The sequence below is a fragment of the Devosia sp. T2-14 genome (assembly GCF_055397495.1).
In genome coordinates this window covers 1,426,648-1,442,562 of the sequence record NZ_AP027921.1, presented here as the reverse complement: position 1 = coordinate 1,442,562, position 15,915 = coordinate 1,426,648, and the positions used below count along the sequence as shown (strand labels likewise).

Annotated in this window: 16 protein-coding genes; 2 read left to right on the top strand and 14 right to left on the bottom strand. The window is 63.8% G+C overall.

The window, feature by feature from the left end; translation table 11 throughout:
- The first annotated feature begins 62 nt into the window (after window positions 1–62).
- Window positions 63–950 (top strand): DMT family transporter, encoded by an 888-nt coding sequence (locus ACZ5WT_RS07150; protein WP_464286682.1) that lies wholly within the window; start codon window positions 63–65, stop codon window positions 948–950.
- Here ACZ5WT_RS07150 and ACZ5WT_RS07145 read toward each other — a convergent pair.
- The 9 genes from ACZ5WT_RS07145 to ACZ5WT_RS07105 all read right to left on the bottom strand — a co-directional run bounded on the left by ACZ5WT_RS07145 (window position 947) and on the right by ACZ5WT_RS07105 (window position 9,512).
- Window positions 947–1,648: a hypothetical protein gene (locus ACZ5WT_RS07145; protein WP_464286681.1), complete on the bottom strand. Its 702-nt coding sequence runs from the start codon at window positions 1,646–1,648 to the stop codon at window positions 947–949. The two genes, ACZ5WT_RS07150 and ACZ5WT_RS07145, sit on opposite strands and share 4 nt — an antisense overlap.
- Window positions 1,649–1,658: 10 nt before the next feature.
- Window positions 1,659–2,711: an ABC transporter ATP-binding protein gene (locus ACZ5WT_RS07140; RefSeq protein ID WP_464286680.1), complete on the bottom strand. Its 1,053-nt coding sequence runs from the start codon at window positions 2,709–2,711 to the stop codon at window positions 1,659–1,661.
- A 13-nt stretch (window positions 2,712–2,724) separates the two neighbouring features.
- Complete coding sequence (locus ACZ5WT_RS07135) at window positions 2,725–3,567, bottom strand: carbohydrate ABC transporter permease (RefSeq protein ID WP_464286679.1); 843 nt, start codon at window positions 3,565–3,567, stop codon at window positions 2,725–2,727.
- Window positions 3,557–4,468: a carbohydrate ABC transporter permease gene (locus ACZ5WT_RS07130; RefSeq protein WP_464286678.1), complete on the bottom strand. Its 912-nt coding sequence runs from the start codon at window positions 4,466–4,468 to the stop codon at window positions 3,557–3,559. The genes ACZ5WT_RS07135 and ACZ5WT_RS07130 overlap by 11 nt, the downstream gene beginning before the upstream one ends.
- A 195-nt stretch (window positions 4,469–4,663) precedes the next feature.
- Complete coding sequence (locus ACZ5WT_RS07125) at window positions 4,664–5,938, bottom strand: ABC transporter substrate-binding protein (protein ID WP_464286677.1); 1,275 nt, start codon at window positions 5,936–5,938, stop codon at window positions 4,664–4,666.
- A gap of 25 nt (window positions 5,939–5,963) precedes the next feature.
- Window positions 5,964–7,580 carry an FAD-dependent oxidoreductase gene (locus ACZ5WT_RS07120; RefSeq protein ID WP_464286676.1) on the bottom strand — a complete coding sequence of 539 codons (1,617 nt, stop codon included), beginning with the start codon at window positions 7,578–7,580 and terminating at the stop codon, window positions 5,964–5,966.
- Entirely contained in the window at window positions 7,577–8,608 is a 1,032-nt protein-coding gene (locus ACZ5WT_RS07115; RefSeq protein ID WP_464286675.1) for a LacI family DNA-binding transcriptional regulator, read from the bottom strand. The genes ACZ5WT_RS07120 and ACZ5WT_RS07115 overlap by 4 nt, the downstream gene beginning before the upstream one ends.
- A 162-nt stretch (window positions 8,609–8,770) precedes the next feature.
- A complete protein-coding gene (locus tag ACZ5WT_RS07110; RefSeq protein WP_464286674.1) occupies window positions 8,771–9,151 on the bottom strand; it encodes a YbaN family protein in 381 nt (126 codons plus the stop codon).
- 166 nt (window positions 9,152–9,317) lie between these two features.
- A complete protein-coding gene (locus ACZ5WT_RS07105) occupies window positions 9,318–9,512 on the bottom strand; it encodes a hypothetical protein (protein WP_464286673.1) in 195 nt (64 codons plus the stop codon).
- A 178-nt stretch (window positions 9,513–9,690) separates the two neighbouring features.
- On the opposite strand from ACZ5WT_RS07105, the gene ACZ5WT_RS07100 reads away from it, so the two are divergent.
- Complete coding sequence (locus ACZ5WT_RS07100; protein WP_464286672.1) at window positions 9,691–11,418, top strand: sensor histidine kinase; 1,728 nt, start codon at window positions 9,691–9,693, stop codon at window positions 11,416–11,418.
- Between the two features lie 38 nt (window positions 11,419–11,456).
- Here ACZ5WT_RS07100 and ACZ5WT_RS07095 read toward each other — a convergent pair whose 3' ends face one another.
- The 5 genes from ACZ5WT_RS07095 to ACZ5WT_RS07075 all read right to left on the bottom strand — a co-directional run bounded on the left by ACZ5WT_RS07095 (window position 11,457) and on the right by ACZ5WT_RS07075 (window position 15,787).
- The gene (locus tag ACZ5WT_RS07095) at window positions 11,457–12,344 is read right to left on the bottom strand and encodes a hypothetical protein (protein WP_464286671.1); all 888 of its coding nucleotides are present in this window, start codon (window positions 12,342–12,344) and stop codon (window positions 11,457–11,459) included.
- Window positions 12,341–13,255, bottom strand: coding sequence for an ABC transporter ATP-binding protein (locus ACZ5WT_RS07090; protein ID WP_464286670.1), 915 nt, complete (start codon window positions 13,253–13,255; stop codon window positions 12,341–12,343). Before ACZ5WT_RS07090 ends, ACZ5WT_RS07095 begins: the two co-directional genes overlap by 4 nt.
- Entirely contained in the window at window positions 13,248–13,622 is a 375-nt protein-coding gene (locus ACZ5WT_RS07085; protein WP_464286669.1) for a GntR family transcriptional regulator, read from the bottom strand. Before ACZ5WT_RS07085 ends, ACZ5WT_RS07090 begins: the two co-directional genes overlap by 8 nt.
- A 75-nt stretch (window positions 13,623–13,697) precedes the next feature.
- Complete coding sequence (locus tag ACZ5WT_RS07080) at window positions 13,698–15,365, bottom strand: TadG family pilus assembly protein (RefSeq protein ID WP_464286668.1); 1,668 nt, start codon at window positions 15,363–15,365, stop codon at window positions 13,698–13,700.
- Window positions 15,362–15,787 (bottom strand): TadE family protein, encoded by a 426-nt coding sequence (locus tag ACZ5WT_RS07075; protein WP_464286667.1) that lies wholly within the window; start codon window positions 15,785–15,787, stop codon window positions 15,362–15,364. The genes ACZ5WT_RS07080 and ACZ5WT_RS07075 overlap by 4 nt, the downstream gene beginning before the upstream one ends.
- Window positions 15,788–15,915 lie beyond the last annotated feature (128 nt).

The following is a 15,915-nucleotide window of genomic DNA, read 5'->3' as shown; positions in this document are numbered from 1 at the left end:
GGCGGCAATGGCGGCGCCCCGGCAAGCGGGCTATGCTCGCCTTCTCGCCAGAGGGGGACGCGTTGAGGGTCGCCATTTCCGCTGCAATTGCCATGCTCGCCTTCGCCGCCAATTCGGTCCTGGCGCGCCTGGCCCTGGGCGGGAGCGAGATGAGCGCCCCCGGCTATACCGGCGTGCGGATGGTCGCCGGTGCCCTGATGCTCGGCGCCATCCTCTATCTGCGTGCGCGACGCCAAAGCGAGGCCCACTTTGAGATCAATGGCAGCTGGCGGGCGGCGGCGGCACTGCTCGGCTATGCCCTGGCATTTTCCATCGCGTATCTGATGGTTGGCGCGGGGACCGGGGCGCTGGTGCTGTTTGCCAGCGTGCAGATCGGCATGCTGGCCTGGGCGATTATCAAGGGAGATCGGCCGGGACCGCTGGAATGGCTGGGCTTTGCCATTGCTTTCGCGGCGCTGGTCTACCTGGTCAGCCCGGGCCTCGTGGCGCCGTCGCTGCTCGGCACCCTGCTGATGGTGGCGGCCGGGCTGAGCTGGGCCGCCTATTCGATCCTGGGGCAAGGGTCGCGCTCGCCACTGGCCGATACGGCGGGCAATTTCATCCGCTGCCTGCCCTTTGGCATCGTGCTGATCGCCAGCGCCGACATGGGGCAGATGAGTGGTCTCGGCGTGTTCTATGCCATCGCCTCGGGAGCCATCGCCTCGGGACTGGGCTACGCCATCTGGTACAGCGTGCTGCCCAGCCTCAAGCGGACCAGCGCCGCCTTCATCCAGCTGACCGTGCCTGCCATTGCCGCGGCCGGTGGCGTGCTGCTGATCGGCGAGCCGCTATCGGCCCGGCTGCTGATCGCCTCGGCCGGGATTTTGAGCGGGGTGGCGCTGGCCTTGCTGGCAGCGCACTGGCGCGGGGGGCGGCGGCAGGACCAGGCCGTGCCGCCGCAAAGACCCTAGCGGTCGGCCGCGATAGCCGCGACGATGGGGGCCACGGCGGCCTGCATGGATGCCGTGGTGTCGCCGGTGACGATGGCACCCAGCAGGGGCGCGGCGATGCCGGCGGCGCGCAGGCGTGGCATGTCGGCGGGCGTGAACTTGCGCTGGCTGGGGGCGATCACTGGAATGCCGGCCGCCTTGACGATCTCGCCATAGCGGGTGAGGTCGGCGTCGGTCATGGGCTGGCCGTAGCCGGAGAAGTCGATGATCGAGGCTTCCAGCATGGCGCCGGGCAGAGCGACGATGCGCCGGAGGTCTTCGTCGGTGCTATCGGACGACAGGGCCGGCATGGGCCGCAGGCGCGACTGCAGCAGGTGCGGCTGCAGATGGGCGAAATAGACGTTGAAGCCCTCAAACCCAAGATCGGCCAGGACATCCATTTCCTCGGCGGAGGGCACGGTTTCCTGTCCGGCCATCAGCAGCAGCGGTGCACCAAGCTTGCTCAGCGCCTCGTAGAAAGGCCGTTCCTCGGCAAAGGTGCCGAAAGTGGTGCCGGTGGCGCGGTGATAGGCATTGAGGTGGGTCTTGAGCGCGGTGGCACCGGCATCGAGCGCCGCCTTGGCCAGATCGATATCGTGCCGGGCGAGCGAAACGATGACGGGAAACTCGCCGCCGGTAATGGCGCGATGCAGCGGCGTTTCGGGATAGGTCTTGGTCATGAAAGGGTCCTTAGTTCAGGCGCGCGCCGCTGGCGGCGTCGAACAGATGCAACTGGGCGAGGTCGGGGCGCACGGTGATGGTCTCGCCGGGGCGGGCCTGCACGCGCTCGCGGAACACGCCGATAATCGTGTCGGTGCCAATGGTCATGGTGACCTGGGTTTCCGAGCCCATCGGCTCGACCAGCGCGACCGTAGCGGCGATGCCGGAGGGATCAATCGTCAGGTGTTCGGGGCGAATGCCATAGACTGCCTTGGCGCCATGATGCGCGGTACCGGCGGGCAGCGGCAGGATGGTGCCGGAAGCGGCGGCGAAGCCATCGGCCGTGATGGTGCCGGTGACGAAGTTCATCGAGGGCGAGCCGATGAACCCGGCGACGAACTGATTGGCCGGACGGTCATAAAGATCGAGCGGCGCGCCGATCTGCTCGACGCGGCCGGCATTCATCACCACGATTTTGTCGGCCATGGTCATGGCTTCCACCTGATCGTGGGTGACGTAGACGGTCGTCACGCCCAGGCGCTGATGCAGGCTCTTGATCTCGCCGCGCATCACCACGCGCAGCTTGGCGTCGAGATTGCTGAGCGGCTCGTCGAACAGGAAAACCTGCGGATTGCGCACGATGGCGCGGCCCATGGCGACACGCTGGCGCTGGCCGCCCGACAGCTGGCGCGGGAAACGGTCGAGGTAGGTCTTGAGGCCCAGAATGTCGGCGGCCCAACTGACGCGCTCGGCAATCTCGGCCTTGCTGGCGCCGCGATGCTCAAGCGAAAAGCCCATATTCTGCGCCACCGTCATGTGCGGGTAGAGCGCATAGTTCTGGAACACCATGGCGATGTCGCGATCCTTGGGCTCGAGGTCATTGACCACGCGCGCGCCGATCGAGATTTCGCCGTCGCTGATGGTTTCGAGCCCGGCAATCATGCGCAGCAGGGTGGACTTGCCGCAGCCGGAAGGGCCGACGAGCACGACGAATTCGCCATCGGCGATATCGACATTGATGCCGTGGATGATGGCGACGTCGCCATAGGACTTCTTGACGGATTTCAGGGTTACGGGAGCCATATGGATATCCTTGTCAGCCCTTGAGGCCAGTATGGGCGAGGCCCTCGACGAACTGCTTCTGCGCGACGATGAACACCAGCAGCACCGGGATCGCGGTCATGGTCGCGGCGGCGAGCTGGATGTTCCACATGGCGCCGCCATAGGCGTCGGTGAACTGGGTCAGCGCCTGGGGAAGCGTGAACATGTTGGTCGAGGAGAGGAAGACGATGGGTTCGAGATAGAGGTTCCAGCTGTGCAGGAAGGTGAAGATCGCCACCGCACCCAACGCCGGCTTGGCCAGCGGCAGGGCGATGAGCCAGAAGATCTTGAACCGGCCCAGGCCATCGACGCGCGCGGCCTCTTCGAGCTCGCCGGGCAGCGCGATGAAGAACTGGCGCATGACGAAGGTGGCGAACACCGAGGGCGCGCCAAAGATCGGCACCAGGATCAGCGGCCAGTGCGTATTGATCATCCCCCATTTGAGGAAGATCTGGAACAGCGGCACGATGGTAACTTCGGACGGGATCAGCAGCCCCAGCAGCACGATCATGAAGATGGTGTTGGCGAACGGGAACTTGATGCGCGCGAAGGCATAACCGGCCATGGACGAGATGATCATGGTGCCGATGGTGACGAGCGCGGCGATATAGGCCGAGTTCCAGTATTGCTGGGCGAAGGGCTGCAGCTCGAACACCTTCTGGTAGGTGGTGAAATCGAAGCGGCGCGGCCACAGGTCCGGCGGGAAGGCGAAGATGTCGCTGATCGGCTTGACCGAGGAGGTGATCATCCACCAGGTCGGAAAGACGAAGGGGATGAGCAGCACGCACAGCAGGCCATAAAGGCCGACCTTCATGCGGGGTGAGAGATCAGTTTTCATAGAAGACGATCCGCTTGCGCAGCTGCCACTGAACGAAGGTGAGCACTGCGACGATGACAAACAGCAGGATCGACAGGGTCGAGCCGTAGCCGAAGAAATGGAACTGGAAGGCCTGCTGGTAGAGGTAGTAGACCAGCACGGTGGTGCTCATGCCCGGCCCGCCCTGGGTCAGAACGGCGATCTGGGCGAAGACCTGGAGCGAGCCGACAATGGTGATGATCGAGGTCAGCAGGATGGTCGGCGAGATCATGGGCAGGGTAATGCGGCGGAACTGCTTGAACGCTCCGGCGCCATCGACGCGGGCGGCCTCATAGAGCTCCTTGGGCACGCCCTGCAGGGCGGCGAGGAACAGGATCATGTTGAGCCCGACATTTTTGAACACCTGCACGACCACGACCGAGATCATTGCCGTGGTGGGGTGGCGTAGCCAGTTGGGGCCTTCGATGCCGATCAGCTGCAGCATGCCGTTGATGCCGCCATTGTTCTGCAGCAGGAAGCTCCAGACGATGGTCCAGGCCACCAGCGAGACGACAACCGGCGAAAAGAACAGGGTGCGGAACACCACGATGCCGCGGAGTTTCTGGTCGAGCAGCACGGCGAGCAGCAGGGCCAGCGACATGTTGAGCACGACGAGCCCGGCCGAGAAGATGGCCGACGACAGCAGCACCTGGGGCAGCGACTTGTCGTTGAGCAGCATCTGGTAATTGGCGCTGCCGACGAAATTGAAGGTGTTGGCCAGCACGTTCCACTCGTGCAGCGAATACCAGAAGACGAGCCCGAGCGGGATCAGCACGAAGGTGATGATGCCGATCAGCTGGGGCGCGATGAAGACATAGCCAGCGGCAGCGTCGCGGCGTTCGATGGTCCAGAACGGACGTTTTCTTGGGGCAGTCTCACTCATTGTCGGGTCCTGCGTCTCCCTCCCCCTTGTGGGGAGGGATCAAGGGTGGGGGTGGGTCACGCGCATCCTGCTTGCGGAGAGATACCCCCACCCTGCTCGATCACGGACTTAGCGAAGGGCTAAGCCCTATCTCGCTTCCCTCCCCACAAGGGGGAGGGAAGACAGGAACCGGACCACTGTCCGGTTCCACTTGGCTTAGCGGGCGAGCAGCGGATTGATGCTGTCGCAGACGGACTGCAGCACGGCCGGAACGTCGGCATCAGCAACCCACAGGCTGTCGAGGCTGGCGCGAACGGTCTGCTGGATCTGGGCGAAGTTGGTGTGACCCGAAACCACCTGGCCGGTGGAAATGCCGGCAACAACGACGTTTTCGATCTGCTCGGGAGTCAGCAGCGGGTTGGTGGTGGCCAGGGTTGCGCTGTTCAGCAGGCTGGCGCGTGCCGGCGGGAAGAACTGGGCCAGCTTCTTGCTGTTTTCCGGATTGGTGAAGTAGCTCAGGAATTCGACAGCGAGCTCAGCATTGGCGCCCTTGGCGAATGCGCCGACGCCGGCCTGACCAACGACCGAATACTTGCCGGCCGGACCCTCAGGCAGCGGCACCAGATCCCAGCCAAAGGGGTTTTCCTTGGGCAGCAGCGAAGCGCGCGAGATCTGGGTGATGGTGAAGGCGGCACTACCCGTGAAGAAGTCCACGTTCTCGCCCGGCCCTGGCAGGGAACCATCCTTGAAGATCGCCTGGTGGATGCGGGTCATCGCATCGACCATGGCGGGTTCGGTGAAGGTGCAGGTCTTGCCATCGGCAGACCAGGCATTGGCACCCCAGCCGCGCCAGACGGCGGTCAGGTTCTGCCAGTTCTGGAAGTTGAAGTCGCGGACGATGAGGCCTTCGGCTTTGCCGGTGTCGGAAACGGCCTTGGCGGTCGCCAGGGCATTTTCCCAGTTCCATTCGCCGGCAGCGATCATCTCGGCCGGGGTCTTGGCGCCCGCTGCGGTGATCAGATCGGTATTGGCGAAAACGGCGAAGGGCGAGGTCGAGAAGGGATAGGCATAGAGCTGCCCGTCGCGCTTCCAGAGGGCCGTTGCCGATTCCGTAACGTCGGCCAGATCGTAGCCTTCGGTGGCGGTGAAGGCATCGGTCAGCGGGGCGAGGACGCCCGAATTCACGAAGTCGGCAGCGCTGGTTTCAAAGATCCAGGCCAGGTCGGGCGGGTTGCCGCCGGCGATCTGGGTGGTCAGGGTGGTGGTGTAGCTGTCGAATGGCAGCGGCTCGAAGGTCACCGTGACATTGGGATGGGTGGCCTTGAAGCCTTCGGCGATCTCGTTGAACAGCGCCAGGTGCGCTTCGTTGGCGCTCCAGGTGGTCATGCGCATGTTGACGGCATCCTGGGCCCAGGCAACGCCGCTCCAGGCGAGCGGCAGCAGGATGCCGGCGGCCGCCGCTGCTGATTTGAGATGGGTGATCTTGGTCATTGGTTAGGTTCCTCCTGTTGAAAGTCTAGTAGCCGCGCACGTCCGGCCAGCGGATCTCGATCCCCTCGCCATAGAGCCGGATCTGGAAGGCCTCGAGCTGGGCATCGTTCTGCTGGACGCCATGCGGCGTGAGCCCGGTTTCGAGGCAGTGTGCGGCAAGCAGGCCGGCGACTTCGCCGACATTCCACTCCACCGGATGCAGGCGGTAGCAGCCGTTGGTGATGTGCGTGGTGCCGATATTCTTGCCTGCGGGGAGCAGGTTGCGGACGCGCTGGGGCAGCAGGGCGCCGAGCGGGATTTCGAAGGGCGAGGAGTCCACGTCGACATAGTTGTCACCGCCGGTCGAGGGGTGCAGATCGATGCGGTACATGCCGATGCCGATGCTGTCGCGATACTGGCGCGACAGGGCATTGCCATGAATGGCCATCGAGACGTCCTGCTCGACAATGGTGGTGACCGCCTTGATGCGGCGACTCTCGCGGATATAGGGCGCCATGGCCAGGCCATGATCGGTGCCGGTGATATCGCCGCGCAGGCGCAGGCCCTTGAAGCCCTGACCGCCATCAAGGCGCGGGGCCTCAGTCTGCAGCCAATAGAACACCGAGTAGGAGAGGTCGGCGGCCGCCTTGAGGTGGCGGGCCTTTTCCTCTTCGGAAACGTCGATAATGGAACCTTCCATGTAGTCGATCATCGGCCAGTTCACGAGGCAGATGTCTGAATTGTAGGCGCCGGGCACGAAGTTGCGGCGGGCCGCGATGCGGCGGAAGGTCCAAAGGTTGCCGTCGCCCGGATTGCGGCGCTGGTCGGCGTCGACCAGCAGCGGATCATCATCGGGATTGGGCGTGAACGAGCGTTCGACGATTTCGAGCGTGCGCGGATGGGGCGCCTTGAAACCGAGGAGCGGGCCGCCCCAGAAGCTGGGCTGGTACTTCTTCCAGAAGTCGTAGTTTTCCGGCTTGTCGATGGTCTGGTCGCCGTCGACGTGATCGATGGCAAAGCAGACCGAGACGGCCTGGACGTTATCGGGCTGCGCCACTTCGGGGGCGCTGGGCTCACCGGTGTCGTGGCGGCTCTCGAAGCCGGTGACATATTCGGTTCCGGTCATCGGCAGCAGGTCGCCGAGTTCGGTGGCGTCGATCACATAGGGGGCCGAGCAGGTGATTTCGGCGCCGGTATCGCGGTGCCTAACGGTGATTGAGCGGACGATATCGCCCTGCACGTCGGCAGCGACGGGACGATAGGGCTGCAGGACCGTCAGCTTGCCGCCGCCGCGATAGGGCGCCAGCATGGCTTCGAGCACGGCAACACCGGCGCGTGGCTCCGCGCAGAGGCGGCTGACCCAGCCGGCGCCGGGATTGAGATCGCCCCAGGCGCGGCTGGCCTCGGTCAGCGGATAGTTGTCGCGATAATACTGGCGGATGCCATTGCGCAGCTTGCGGTAGGAGCGGGTGATGCCGAACTGCTCGACCCAGGAATGCTCGTCGGGCGGCACGGCCTGGCTGGTCAGCTGACCGCCGATCCAGTCGAATTCCTCGGTCATGATGACCGAGCGGCCATTGCGCAGCGCGCCCAGAGCCGCCGCGACGCCGCCGAGGCCGCCGCCAACAATCAAAATATCTGCGCTGAGTTCTTTAGGAGTCATTTGGTCCGATGGGTCATGGCGCCGAGGGTTTCGCCCTCGACGGGTTCACAGGGGAGCAGCACTTGCTGGGTGGGTTCCTGGGTCTCCACGCGGCGCACCAGCATGCGGGCAGCGCCGTGCCCCATGGCTTCGCGGGGGATGGAGAAGGAGGTGAAACGGGTATCGGTCTGTTCGGCCCGGATATGATTGCCGAGCACGACGATCGACAGATCGCCCGGAATGGAAATGCCGCGCTGCAGCGCCAGCTGCTCGACCTGGATGGCGTCGGCCAGTTCGATGAAGAAGACGACGCTGGCCTTGCTGGCGATGAGGGTATCGAGCGTTGCTGCCGCGGGCTGGGCGGCGGCGGGAATGTGGGCGACGAAATCCATGCCATCGATGGCGCTGCGGAAGCCGACCCAACGGTCAACGGTGGATTCGGCGCCCTTTTCGGGGCCGACATAGGCAATGCGTGTGTGGCCGAGGGCGCGGGCGCGCTGCACGAGGGCGGCCGTTGCCGTCGCGTAGTCGCCGCCGACATAGGGTACGGGACCGCCGGCATCGTCACGACGGCCGACGGCGACAAAGGGATAGTCGCCTGCAACCAGCCGGGCCAGTTCATCCTGATCGAACTGGCGGCCGAGGACGACGCAGCCGTCGGCGAGCCGCAGACGGTTGTTCTCGGCAAAGATCTTGCGCGGACCACCCTTGGCCGAGCCGGTCAGCAGCAGCAGGTCGTATCCCATCTGCTGAGCCGCCTCTTCGATGCCGAAGAGGAATGGACCGAAAAAGTCGGCCTGCTCGGACGGAAAGGCGGGTTCGTAGGTGAAGACGCCGAGGATGCGATTGAGGCCCTTGGCCATGCGGCGGGCGATGGGATCGGCGACATAGCCGGTCTCGCGAATGGCCATCAGGACGCGCTCGCGCGTTTCCTTGGGGATGCGACCCTCGGCGCTGGAGGCGTCGTTGAGCACGAGCGAAACGGTCGCCTGGCTCACGCTGGCCAGACGCGCGATGTCGCGCTGTGTCACTCGCTTTGCACCGGTCAACGGATCCTCCCCCGAGACGTCGTAGTTTGCTAATGCGTATTAGCTGCTAATGCGTATAAACAAAAATTGCAACGCATTTGTCAAGCCGGAATCTTTTTGGGGCACGGACGGCAGGACGCGACCGCTGGTTACGGTGCGGGCCGATCGAACGTATCGGGATTGTCAGGGGCGCTCGGTCTCGGGTGCTGGCGGCGCTGGCCGCGACACGACAAACCACGCGCAGCTTAGCATGAAGGCCAGCACGAGCAACCATAGCCAGAGCGCTGGTTTGGCGCCGATCCAGAACAGCGCAAAGCCCAGCGTCATGCCCGAACAGGCCATCATCTTGGAGCGGCGAGAAATTGCGCCGGTGTCGCGCCAGGCCCGCAGGGTGGGGCCGAACTGGCGGTGATTGAGCAGCCAGGCTTCGAGCCGCGGCGACGAGCGCGCGAAGCACCACGCCGCCAGAATCAGCAGGATTGTCGTCGGCATCAGCGGCAGGAAGGCGCCGATAATGCCCAGGGCCACCAGCAGCAATCCGGCGATGAGATAGAACAGTCGCATCACGATTATCGGCGGCAATGCCTGTCGCCGATCCCTGCCTGGTGTCCAAACTCCCCTGCCCTGCCCAATCGCAGCCGAGGGGCGCGGGCCCCATGGCCCGCTCGTGTCTTTGACCCCATTGGCGGCATCAAGATCAAGTGCCCCGGCGAAGATGCCGCGGCCCCAATCAGAATTGATCGAATGGGTCTGGGTTATTTGAGGGTTGCGCTTCCGGCTCCCGGAAGGCCTGGTTTTCACAGCGGCGGGCGGCTTCTTCGATCAGCATCCGGATAACCGCGGCCCCCTCGCGCGGCAGGATGGCCAGTGCCTGTAGCAGATGATCACGGGCAGTTTCGTAGCGCAGGTCAGGAATAGCAGTCATGGCGTGGTCCATGAGCCCCACAAACGAGCATGAGACCAGTTCTTGGCGCGCCCGTTACGGGGACGCCTGCAATTTGATTCATTTCTTACCCGATCGTGCCGGGCACAGTTTGGGGCTGGCGTCGCGGCGCACATTCTGGATAACTGGCCCAGGGGTGCTCCCGGGGGAGTGAGGGGCAATGAAGGCGCCGAACCTGTCGCTGAGCCAAAGGGTGCTGCTGCTGATCGCAGTCGCCCTGCTTCCGGCCCTCGCCATACTGGGGTTCAACGAGTTCACGCTGCGCAAGGCGCGCGAGGCCGAAGTGCATGATTATGCGCTACGGATGAGCGAAATGGCCTCATTCGAAATGGAACGCCTGATGACCGGCGCCGCGGCCCTGTTAATCGCGGTCGCCAATGCGCCGGTGGTCGCGGCCGACGACCGGGCGCTGTGCGACGACTATATGGATCGCCTTTCGGCACTGCTGCCGCAAATCAACCTGATCAATGTCACTGACCTCGAGGGGCAATCGCAATGCGCCACCAGCGGACGCCCCGACGACCTGCGCCCCGGGCTCAGCGCCTCGCTGCGCGAGCGACTGGCCGACCAGGCGTTCGCGGTGGGCGAATATGTCGATATCGCCAGCGGGCCGGCGCTGCTGGTGGGTGCGCAGCGCACGGCCGCAGACGGCATCAACCAAGGCTTCGTGATCTCGGCGATCGGGCTCGACTATCTCGGCGACGTGCTGCGAGAACGCGAACTGGACCCGGACGGCGCCATGACCATTGCCGACCGGACCGGGCGGATCATCGCGCGGGAGCCATTCCCCGAACAATATGTCGGCGAGATGATCCCCGACAGCTATCAGGACCGGGTCATGGCAGCCCAGCCCGGCACCATGCAGGTGACCAGCCGCGATGGCACCGAGCGCATTATGGGCTACCAGCCGGCGACCAAGCCTTTGGGGCTCTATGTCAGCGCCGGCACGTCGGTGTCGGCATCACTGGCGCCGATCAACCAGGCAACCATGCGCGGCCTGCTGCTCGCGGCCACGGGCGGCCTCGTGGCAGTGCTGCTGGCCCTGTGGTTCGGACGCCATTTCATCCGCCGCCCGATCTGGCGGCTGATCAACACCATTCGCGCCTGGCGCGGCGGCGACCATGCCGCGCGTACCGGGATCGGACCGGGACGGGCCGAGTTCTACCAGGTGGGGCAGGCCATCGACGGGTTGCTTGACGAGCTGGGCCGGCGCCAGGCGGCACAGGCCGCCGCCGAACAGCACCGCGACCTCCTCGCCCGCGAGCTCGACCACCGCATCAAGAACCTGCTGGCGACGGTGCAGGCACTGGCGCGGCAGAGTTTCCGCGCGTCCAATATCGATCCGGCGGCGCTGCAGGCATTCTATGGGCGGCTGGCGGTGATGGCCGATGCGCACAAGCTGCTGACAGCGGAGCGCAGCGAAAGCGCCGAAATCGCCGCCGTGATCAGTACGGCGATCGGCCCGTTCGTGGACGAGGACGATGCCCGCTTCAGGCTAAGCGGACCGGACGTTTCGCTCCATGCCAAGGCGGCCCTGTCGCTGGCCATGGCGCTGCACGAGCTGTGCACCAATGCCGCCAAATATGGCGCGCTGAGCACCGCAACGGGGCAGATCAGCCTGAGCTGGACCATGATGGAAGGGCGGCAGTTGGCGCTGACCTGGCGCGAAAGCGGCGGGCCCGCGGTGGCACTGCCGTCAAGCAAGGGGTTTGGGTCGCGCATGATCGAGCGGGCTTTGGCGGCCGATCTCGGCGCCACGGTGCAGTTTGATTATGCGCCCGATGGGCTGGTCTGTACCATCATCGCCGCTGAAACGGCGCTGGCCGGACAGCAAGTGCTTGGCGCCGGACCGTTCAAGCCGATCCTAGCGATGCAACAACAGCCCTAGGCCACCGCACCCAAGGGCGCGGCGGCCGAATAGTGACGTTAGTTCGAATTGACGCGGCGGCGATACTCGCTGGCCAGATAGAGCACGAACAGCGCAAAAACCACGCCGATGCCAATCTGGGTCCAATCGATCCTGGAGATCAGGTCGGTGGCGAAGGCCGTGGCACTGAAGCTCTGCTCGGACATGAACCAGTTGTCGAGATAGGGCGTATCGGGCAAAGCCGAGCGATACTCGATGAAATTCCAGGTGCGGGTTGCGAAGGGGTGCAGCCCCCCGAGCGTCACCCATTCCAGCGTCGATATCAGCGCCGGGGTCAGCAGCGCCACCGGAATGGCCCAGCGGCCAATGGCGGTTGCCACAGCCCCAACCAGCGCCATGAACGGCAGATACCACAGCAGGCCAATGACCAGGACGATGAGGATGGTCACGGCCACCTCTCCGTAGATGCCCGCAATGCTGCCCATCGTGGCCAGGGTCCCAGTACCATTGATCAGCATGGTGACGAAAGCGACGCCGAACAGCAGCAGGCCGCTCAACAGGGCCACGCCGTAAACCGTGCCCGGCAGGATGGTTAGCGCGGCTGCCATCTTGCTCAGCAGTATCTTGTAGTCGGAGACCGGCATGGACTTCCAGAACAGCATGGCATTGTCGCGCTTGTCGGCGGCAAAGCCATCGGCGCAGTAGAAGAACAGCACCGAAATCAGATAGAGCAGCCATCCCATGCCGAAGCCGAGGAACCCCACCTCATAGATGCGTAGCGGCGCGACGGTGAACAGGGCGCCCGAAAAGCGCGCATCGACGCGCCCCACGGTGAAGGCCAGCAGGGTGGCGCCGAACAGCAAGGCGACCAGCAGCAGCGGCCCATAGAAGAACGCCCCCCTGTGCTCGATGAACTCGCGATGGACGAGTGCGGTGAAAGCCTTCATCGGGCGGTCTCCGGATTGGCGGTGGGCCGCTGCATGAGCGCGACGAAAAGGTCGGACAGGGTTGGCGTCGAGAGCTTGCCGAAGGGTCCGAGCAAGGCCCGGTCGACACCGTCAAAGATCATCACGGTCTGCCCGAAGCGGGTTTCTTCATAGACCGGCTTATAGGCGCGGGCCGCGTCGTGCTGGCTGGGATCGGTCAGCACCAGCTGGGTGAACTTGTCGTTCACGGTCTCCATCTGCATGTGCAGGATGAGATCGCCATCGCGGATGAACATGATGTCGGACAGCATGAACTCGATCTCATCGACCTGATGGGTGGTGATGAGCAGGGTCCGTTCCTCGGTCATGTAGTCTTCGAGCAGGCGCCGGTAGAAGCGCTTGCGGTAGGTGATGTCGAGCCCAAGCGTGGGCTCATCGAGCACTAGCAGCTTGGCATCGATCGCCATCACCACCGCGAGGTGAAGCTGCGCAACCATGCCCTTGGACAGATGCTTGATCTTCATCTCGGGACGAATGTCGGTGCCCTCGAGGAAGGTGCGTGCCTTCTCGATAGAGAAATTGGGGTGGATGTTGCCGAGCAGCGCAAACAGCTCGCGCACCCGCAGGAAGCGGGGCAGGCTGGCGACGTCGGAAATGAAGGCGACGTTTTCCATCAGGCTGGCGCGCTTGGCAAAGGGGTCCTCGCCCAGGACGCGAATGGTGCCTTCGCAGCTGGTCAGGCCCAGCATGGCGTTGAGCGTCGTGGTCTTGCCGGCGCCGTTATGGCCGATCAGCCCATAGATGCGGCCAGGAGGAATATCGAAATCGAGCCCGTGCAGGATTTCCTTGTTGCCGAATTTCTTGCGCAGGCCACGCGCCGAGACAATGGGTTCGACGGCCTGATCGCTGGCGAGGGGGGACAGCTCAGTCATTTTTCTGCACCTGATTGGTGGTGGAATTGGAGAGCAAAACGGACGGATCGAGGTCCAGCGCCTTGATCTGGGCGATGATGCGCGGCCAGTCCTCCTTGAGGAACTTGTCGCGTTCATGGGCGAGCAGTTCGGCCCGCGCTCCTGCTTTTACGAACATGCCTAAGCCTCTGCGTTTTTCGACCACGCCCACATCGACCAGCGCCTCGAAGGCCTTGGTGACCGTCAGTGGATTGACCGAGAGATCGGCGGCAATCTGGCGAACCGAGGGCAGTGCCTCGCCCTCCCCGACTGTGCCGCGCAGGATCATTTCGGTCAGCCGCTGCCGGATCTGAACGAAGATCGGCTGGCTGGAGTGAAAATCATCCATGTGTACTGCCTATGTAGTGTGCTGGTTTTGTAGCACACTATAGCAATGAGTCAAGAGGCTCGTAAGAGAGGCGCTTCAGCCGACCAGGACGGGGTGGGAGCAGCGCACGCCGTAGACGCGGACATCAACCTCACCGACCTTCAAACCCACAACCTCAAGGAGGCGCGCAATGGTAAGGTCGAGCAGCGGCACAACGGGCGTCAGGATGGATTTGAGCAGAGCTGTAAGGCTGGTGAGATTGAGCCCCAGACCCAGGATCGGCGCGTTGATGGAGAGATTGCCCAGCAGCGAGCCTACGAGGGAACTGACGACCGTAGAGGTCTTGGCGGTATGGACGGTGCGAGCCTCAATGTCGCCTGAGGAGAAGTACAGCGACACCGGGGTTGTCTGTGCAATCTCGACGACCGAGGAGGCAAAGACCCGCAACACCGGAATGCCCAATGGGGCGACTTCAACCAGTTTGGCGGGCGAGACCACGGGCGTGCTGTTGAAATTGCCGAAACTTGCCGGCGTCACAGTGCCGACCATCGCCCGAAGCACGCCGGGGCGGGCCAAAATCGTCGCCGAGCCGCGCGGATTGGATGGCGTGGGGCAGACGGCCGACTGGACGATGGCTTCGGCGTGGGCCGCTTCAACGTAAAGCGGCAGGTGCACCAGCTTGTTGGCCAGCAGACCGAGTCCCTCGACATCTGCGGCGACCGTCAGCCGCACCTGGGCCGTGCGCACCAGAGTTCCTGTCGGGCCGACGGCATACCAGGACTTGCCCTGCGGCGGCTCCCCGACGGCAAGCTCGGCACCGAGGCTGGAGATGCCGGGGATTTTCGTGGCCTCGGACAGCGAGACCTGATGGGTACCGTTACTTAACCCAGCACTGGCCGCGATCAATTCAAGCGCCGAAATGGTTGTAAACACCCCCTGCGCACCGGCCGAGCCAATGGCCAGATCGCCGATATGGCCCAAATTGAAGATCTTACCGAGCGGGAGCACACCATTGTGGCCTAGGGCCTGGCCAAGTTTGCTGGCCGCAGCCTGATCGGCGCCGCTCAAGACCCGCGACAACCCCTTGAGCAATGCACCGTGATTGACCTTGGCGTTAAGCAGGTCGTTGTAGGAGCCAGCCGAAACGCCAAGTTCCTGGGCCATGCCATCGAGGAAGCGAAACAGATCCACTTGCACATTGGCGAGGCCGTTGTAGTCAGCAATGGTCAACGACACGTTGGACCCCAGCAAAGTATTGAGCACGCCATTGGCGATACCGCCATTGAGGCTGGCCAGGCGCGACCCGATGGAAAACGAGACCTGCGGCGAAGCCGTTGCAATGGCCCGCACGCCTAACAGGGGCGACTGGGCCCAGCCCCGCGCAAAATGCAGCTGCCCCGGGCGCTCCAGCGCGACCGAGACCGCATTGGCCGGCACGCCACCCGCGAGGAAGCGGTTTTCCACCGACAGGGACGGATCGGCAGAATATCTGCCGGTGACGACCGTCAGCCCATCGGTGGAGCCGGGCGAAAGGAGCTGCGCTTCAACCAGGCTGGCCTGGGCCAGCCGGGTGGCCTCCTGAAGATTTCCGGCGGCCGACAGGGCCGCCAGATCCACCGCATTCTGCATCACCCGCCGCTCGTGATAGAGCGCCGCCGCATCGACAGCCACGGCAGCCACGACGCCCGAAACGGCAAAGCCCATGGCAAAGAGCACAGAGATATTCGCCTGGGCGTTGCTGCGAAACCGAGCCCAAAGGCTCATATGCCGCCCCGGCGAATCACGGAGCTGTAGGCCAGCGTTTTGCTGGGCAGCGGCAGGGGCGGGTAGAGATTCCAAATGGGCAGCTCGGAGGCATCGTAGCGTAGCGTGACATTGTAGTAATCCGCATCCGCCGGCTTATCGCCGATGGAGGCGGTCAACAGACGGCGCTCGATCAGCATGTAACTGTCGGCGTTGGCGTCGAGATAGGCGTTGACCAGCCGATTACGTTCGCTCTCGCTTAGTCCCGCTATGGCGGTGCGCGCTGCGTCGGCGGCAAGTTGCTGCAAGGAATGGGCTGCGCCAAAATAGACGCCGTATGCCATCATTCCCGTCAGAAGCAGTAGGAATACCGGCGTGAGGATGGCGAACTCAATCGCTGCAACTCCTCTAGTATCTCGGATGCTGCAAGAAAGGACACGCATAACTGCAATCTCCTGTCATGCATGAAGTATCCTCCCGTAAGTTGTTCTAGTCCAGAGATTTTGTTGGGATTGATATCAGTACGGACCGCCCTTCGCGCAGATGCTTAATCAGGCATTTAGATATCATT

Excerpts from the sequence above, each read along its gene's own strand:
- ACZ5WT_RS07075 (WP_464286667.1), bottom strand. The coding sequence starts at position 15,787 with ATGCGTGTCCTTTCTTGCAGCATCCGAGATACTAGAGGAGTTGCAGCG.
- ACZ5WT_RS07085 (WP_464286669.1), bottom strand. The coding sequence starts at position 13,622 with ATGGATGATTTTCACTCCAGCCAGCCGATCTTCGTTCAGATCCGGCAG.
- ACZ5WT_RS07125 (WP_464286677.1), bottom strand. The coding sequence starts at position 5,938 with ATGACCAAGATCACCCATCTCAAATCAGCAGCGGCGGCCGCCGGCATC.
- ACZ5WT_RS07145 (WP_464286681.1), bottom strand. The coding sequence starts at position 1,648 with ATGACCAAGACCTATCCCGAAACGCCGCTGCATCGCGCCATTACCGGC.
- ACZ5WT_RS07110 (WP_464286674.1), bottom strand. The coding sequence starts at position 9,151 with ATGCGACTGTTCTATCTCATCGCCGGATTGCTGCTGGTGGCCCTGGGC.
- ACZ5WT_RS07095 (WP_464286671.1), bottom strand. The coding sequence starts at position 12,344 with ATGAAGGCTTTCACCGCACTCGTCCATCGCGAGTTCATCGAGCACAGG.
- ACZ5WT_RS07120 (WP_464286676.1), bottom strand. The coding sequence starts at position 7,580 with ATGACTCCTAAAGAACTCAGCGCAGATATTTTGATTGTTGGCGGCGGC.
- ACZ5WT_RS07130 (WP_464286678.1), bottom strand. The coding sequence starts at position 4,468 with ATGAGTGAGACTGCCCCAAGAAAACGTCCGTTCTGGACCATCGAACGC.
- ACZ5WT_RS07080 (WP_464286668.1), bottom strand. The coding sequence starts at position 15,365 with ATGAGCCTTTGGGCTCGGTTTCGCAGCAACGCCCAGGCGAATATCTCT.
- ACZ5WT_RS07140 (WP_464286680.1), bottom strand. The coding sequence starts at position 2,711 with ATGGCTCCCGTAACCCTGAAATCCGTCAAGAAGTCCTATGGCGACGTC.
- ACZ5WT_RS07135 (WP_464286679.1), bottom strand. The coding sequence starts at position 3,567 with ATGAAAACTGATCTCTCACCCCGCATGAAGGTCGGCCTTTATGGCCTG.
- ACZ5WT_RS07105 (WP_464286673.1), bottom strand. The coding sequence starts at position 9,512 with ATGACTGCTATTCCTGACCTGCGCTACGAAACTGCCCGTGATCATCTG.
- ACZ5WT_RS07100 (WP_464286672.1), top strand. The coding sequence starts at position 9,691 with ATGAAGGCGCCGAACCTGTCGCTGAGCCAAAGGGTGCTGCTGCTGATC.
- ACZ5WT_RS07090 (WP_464286670.1), bottom strand. The coding sequence starts at position 13,255 with ATGACTGAGCTGTCCCCCCTCGCCAGCGATCAGGCCGTCGAACCCATT.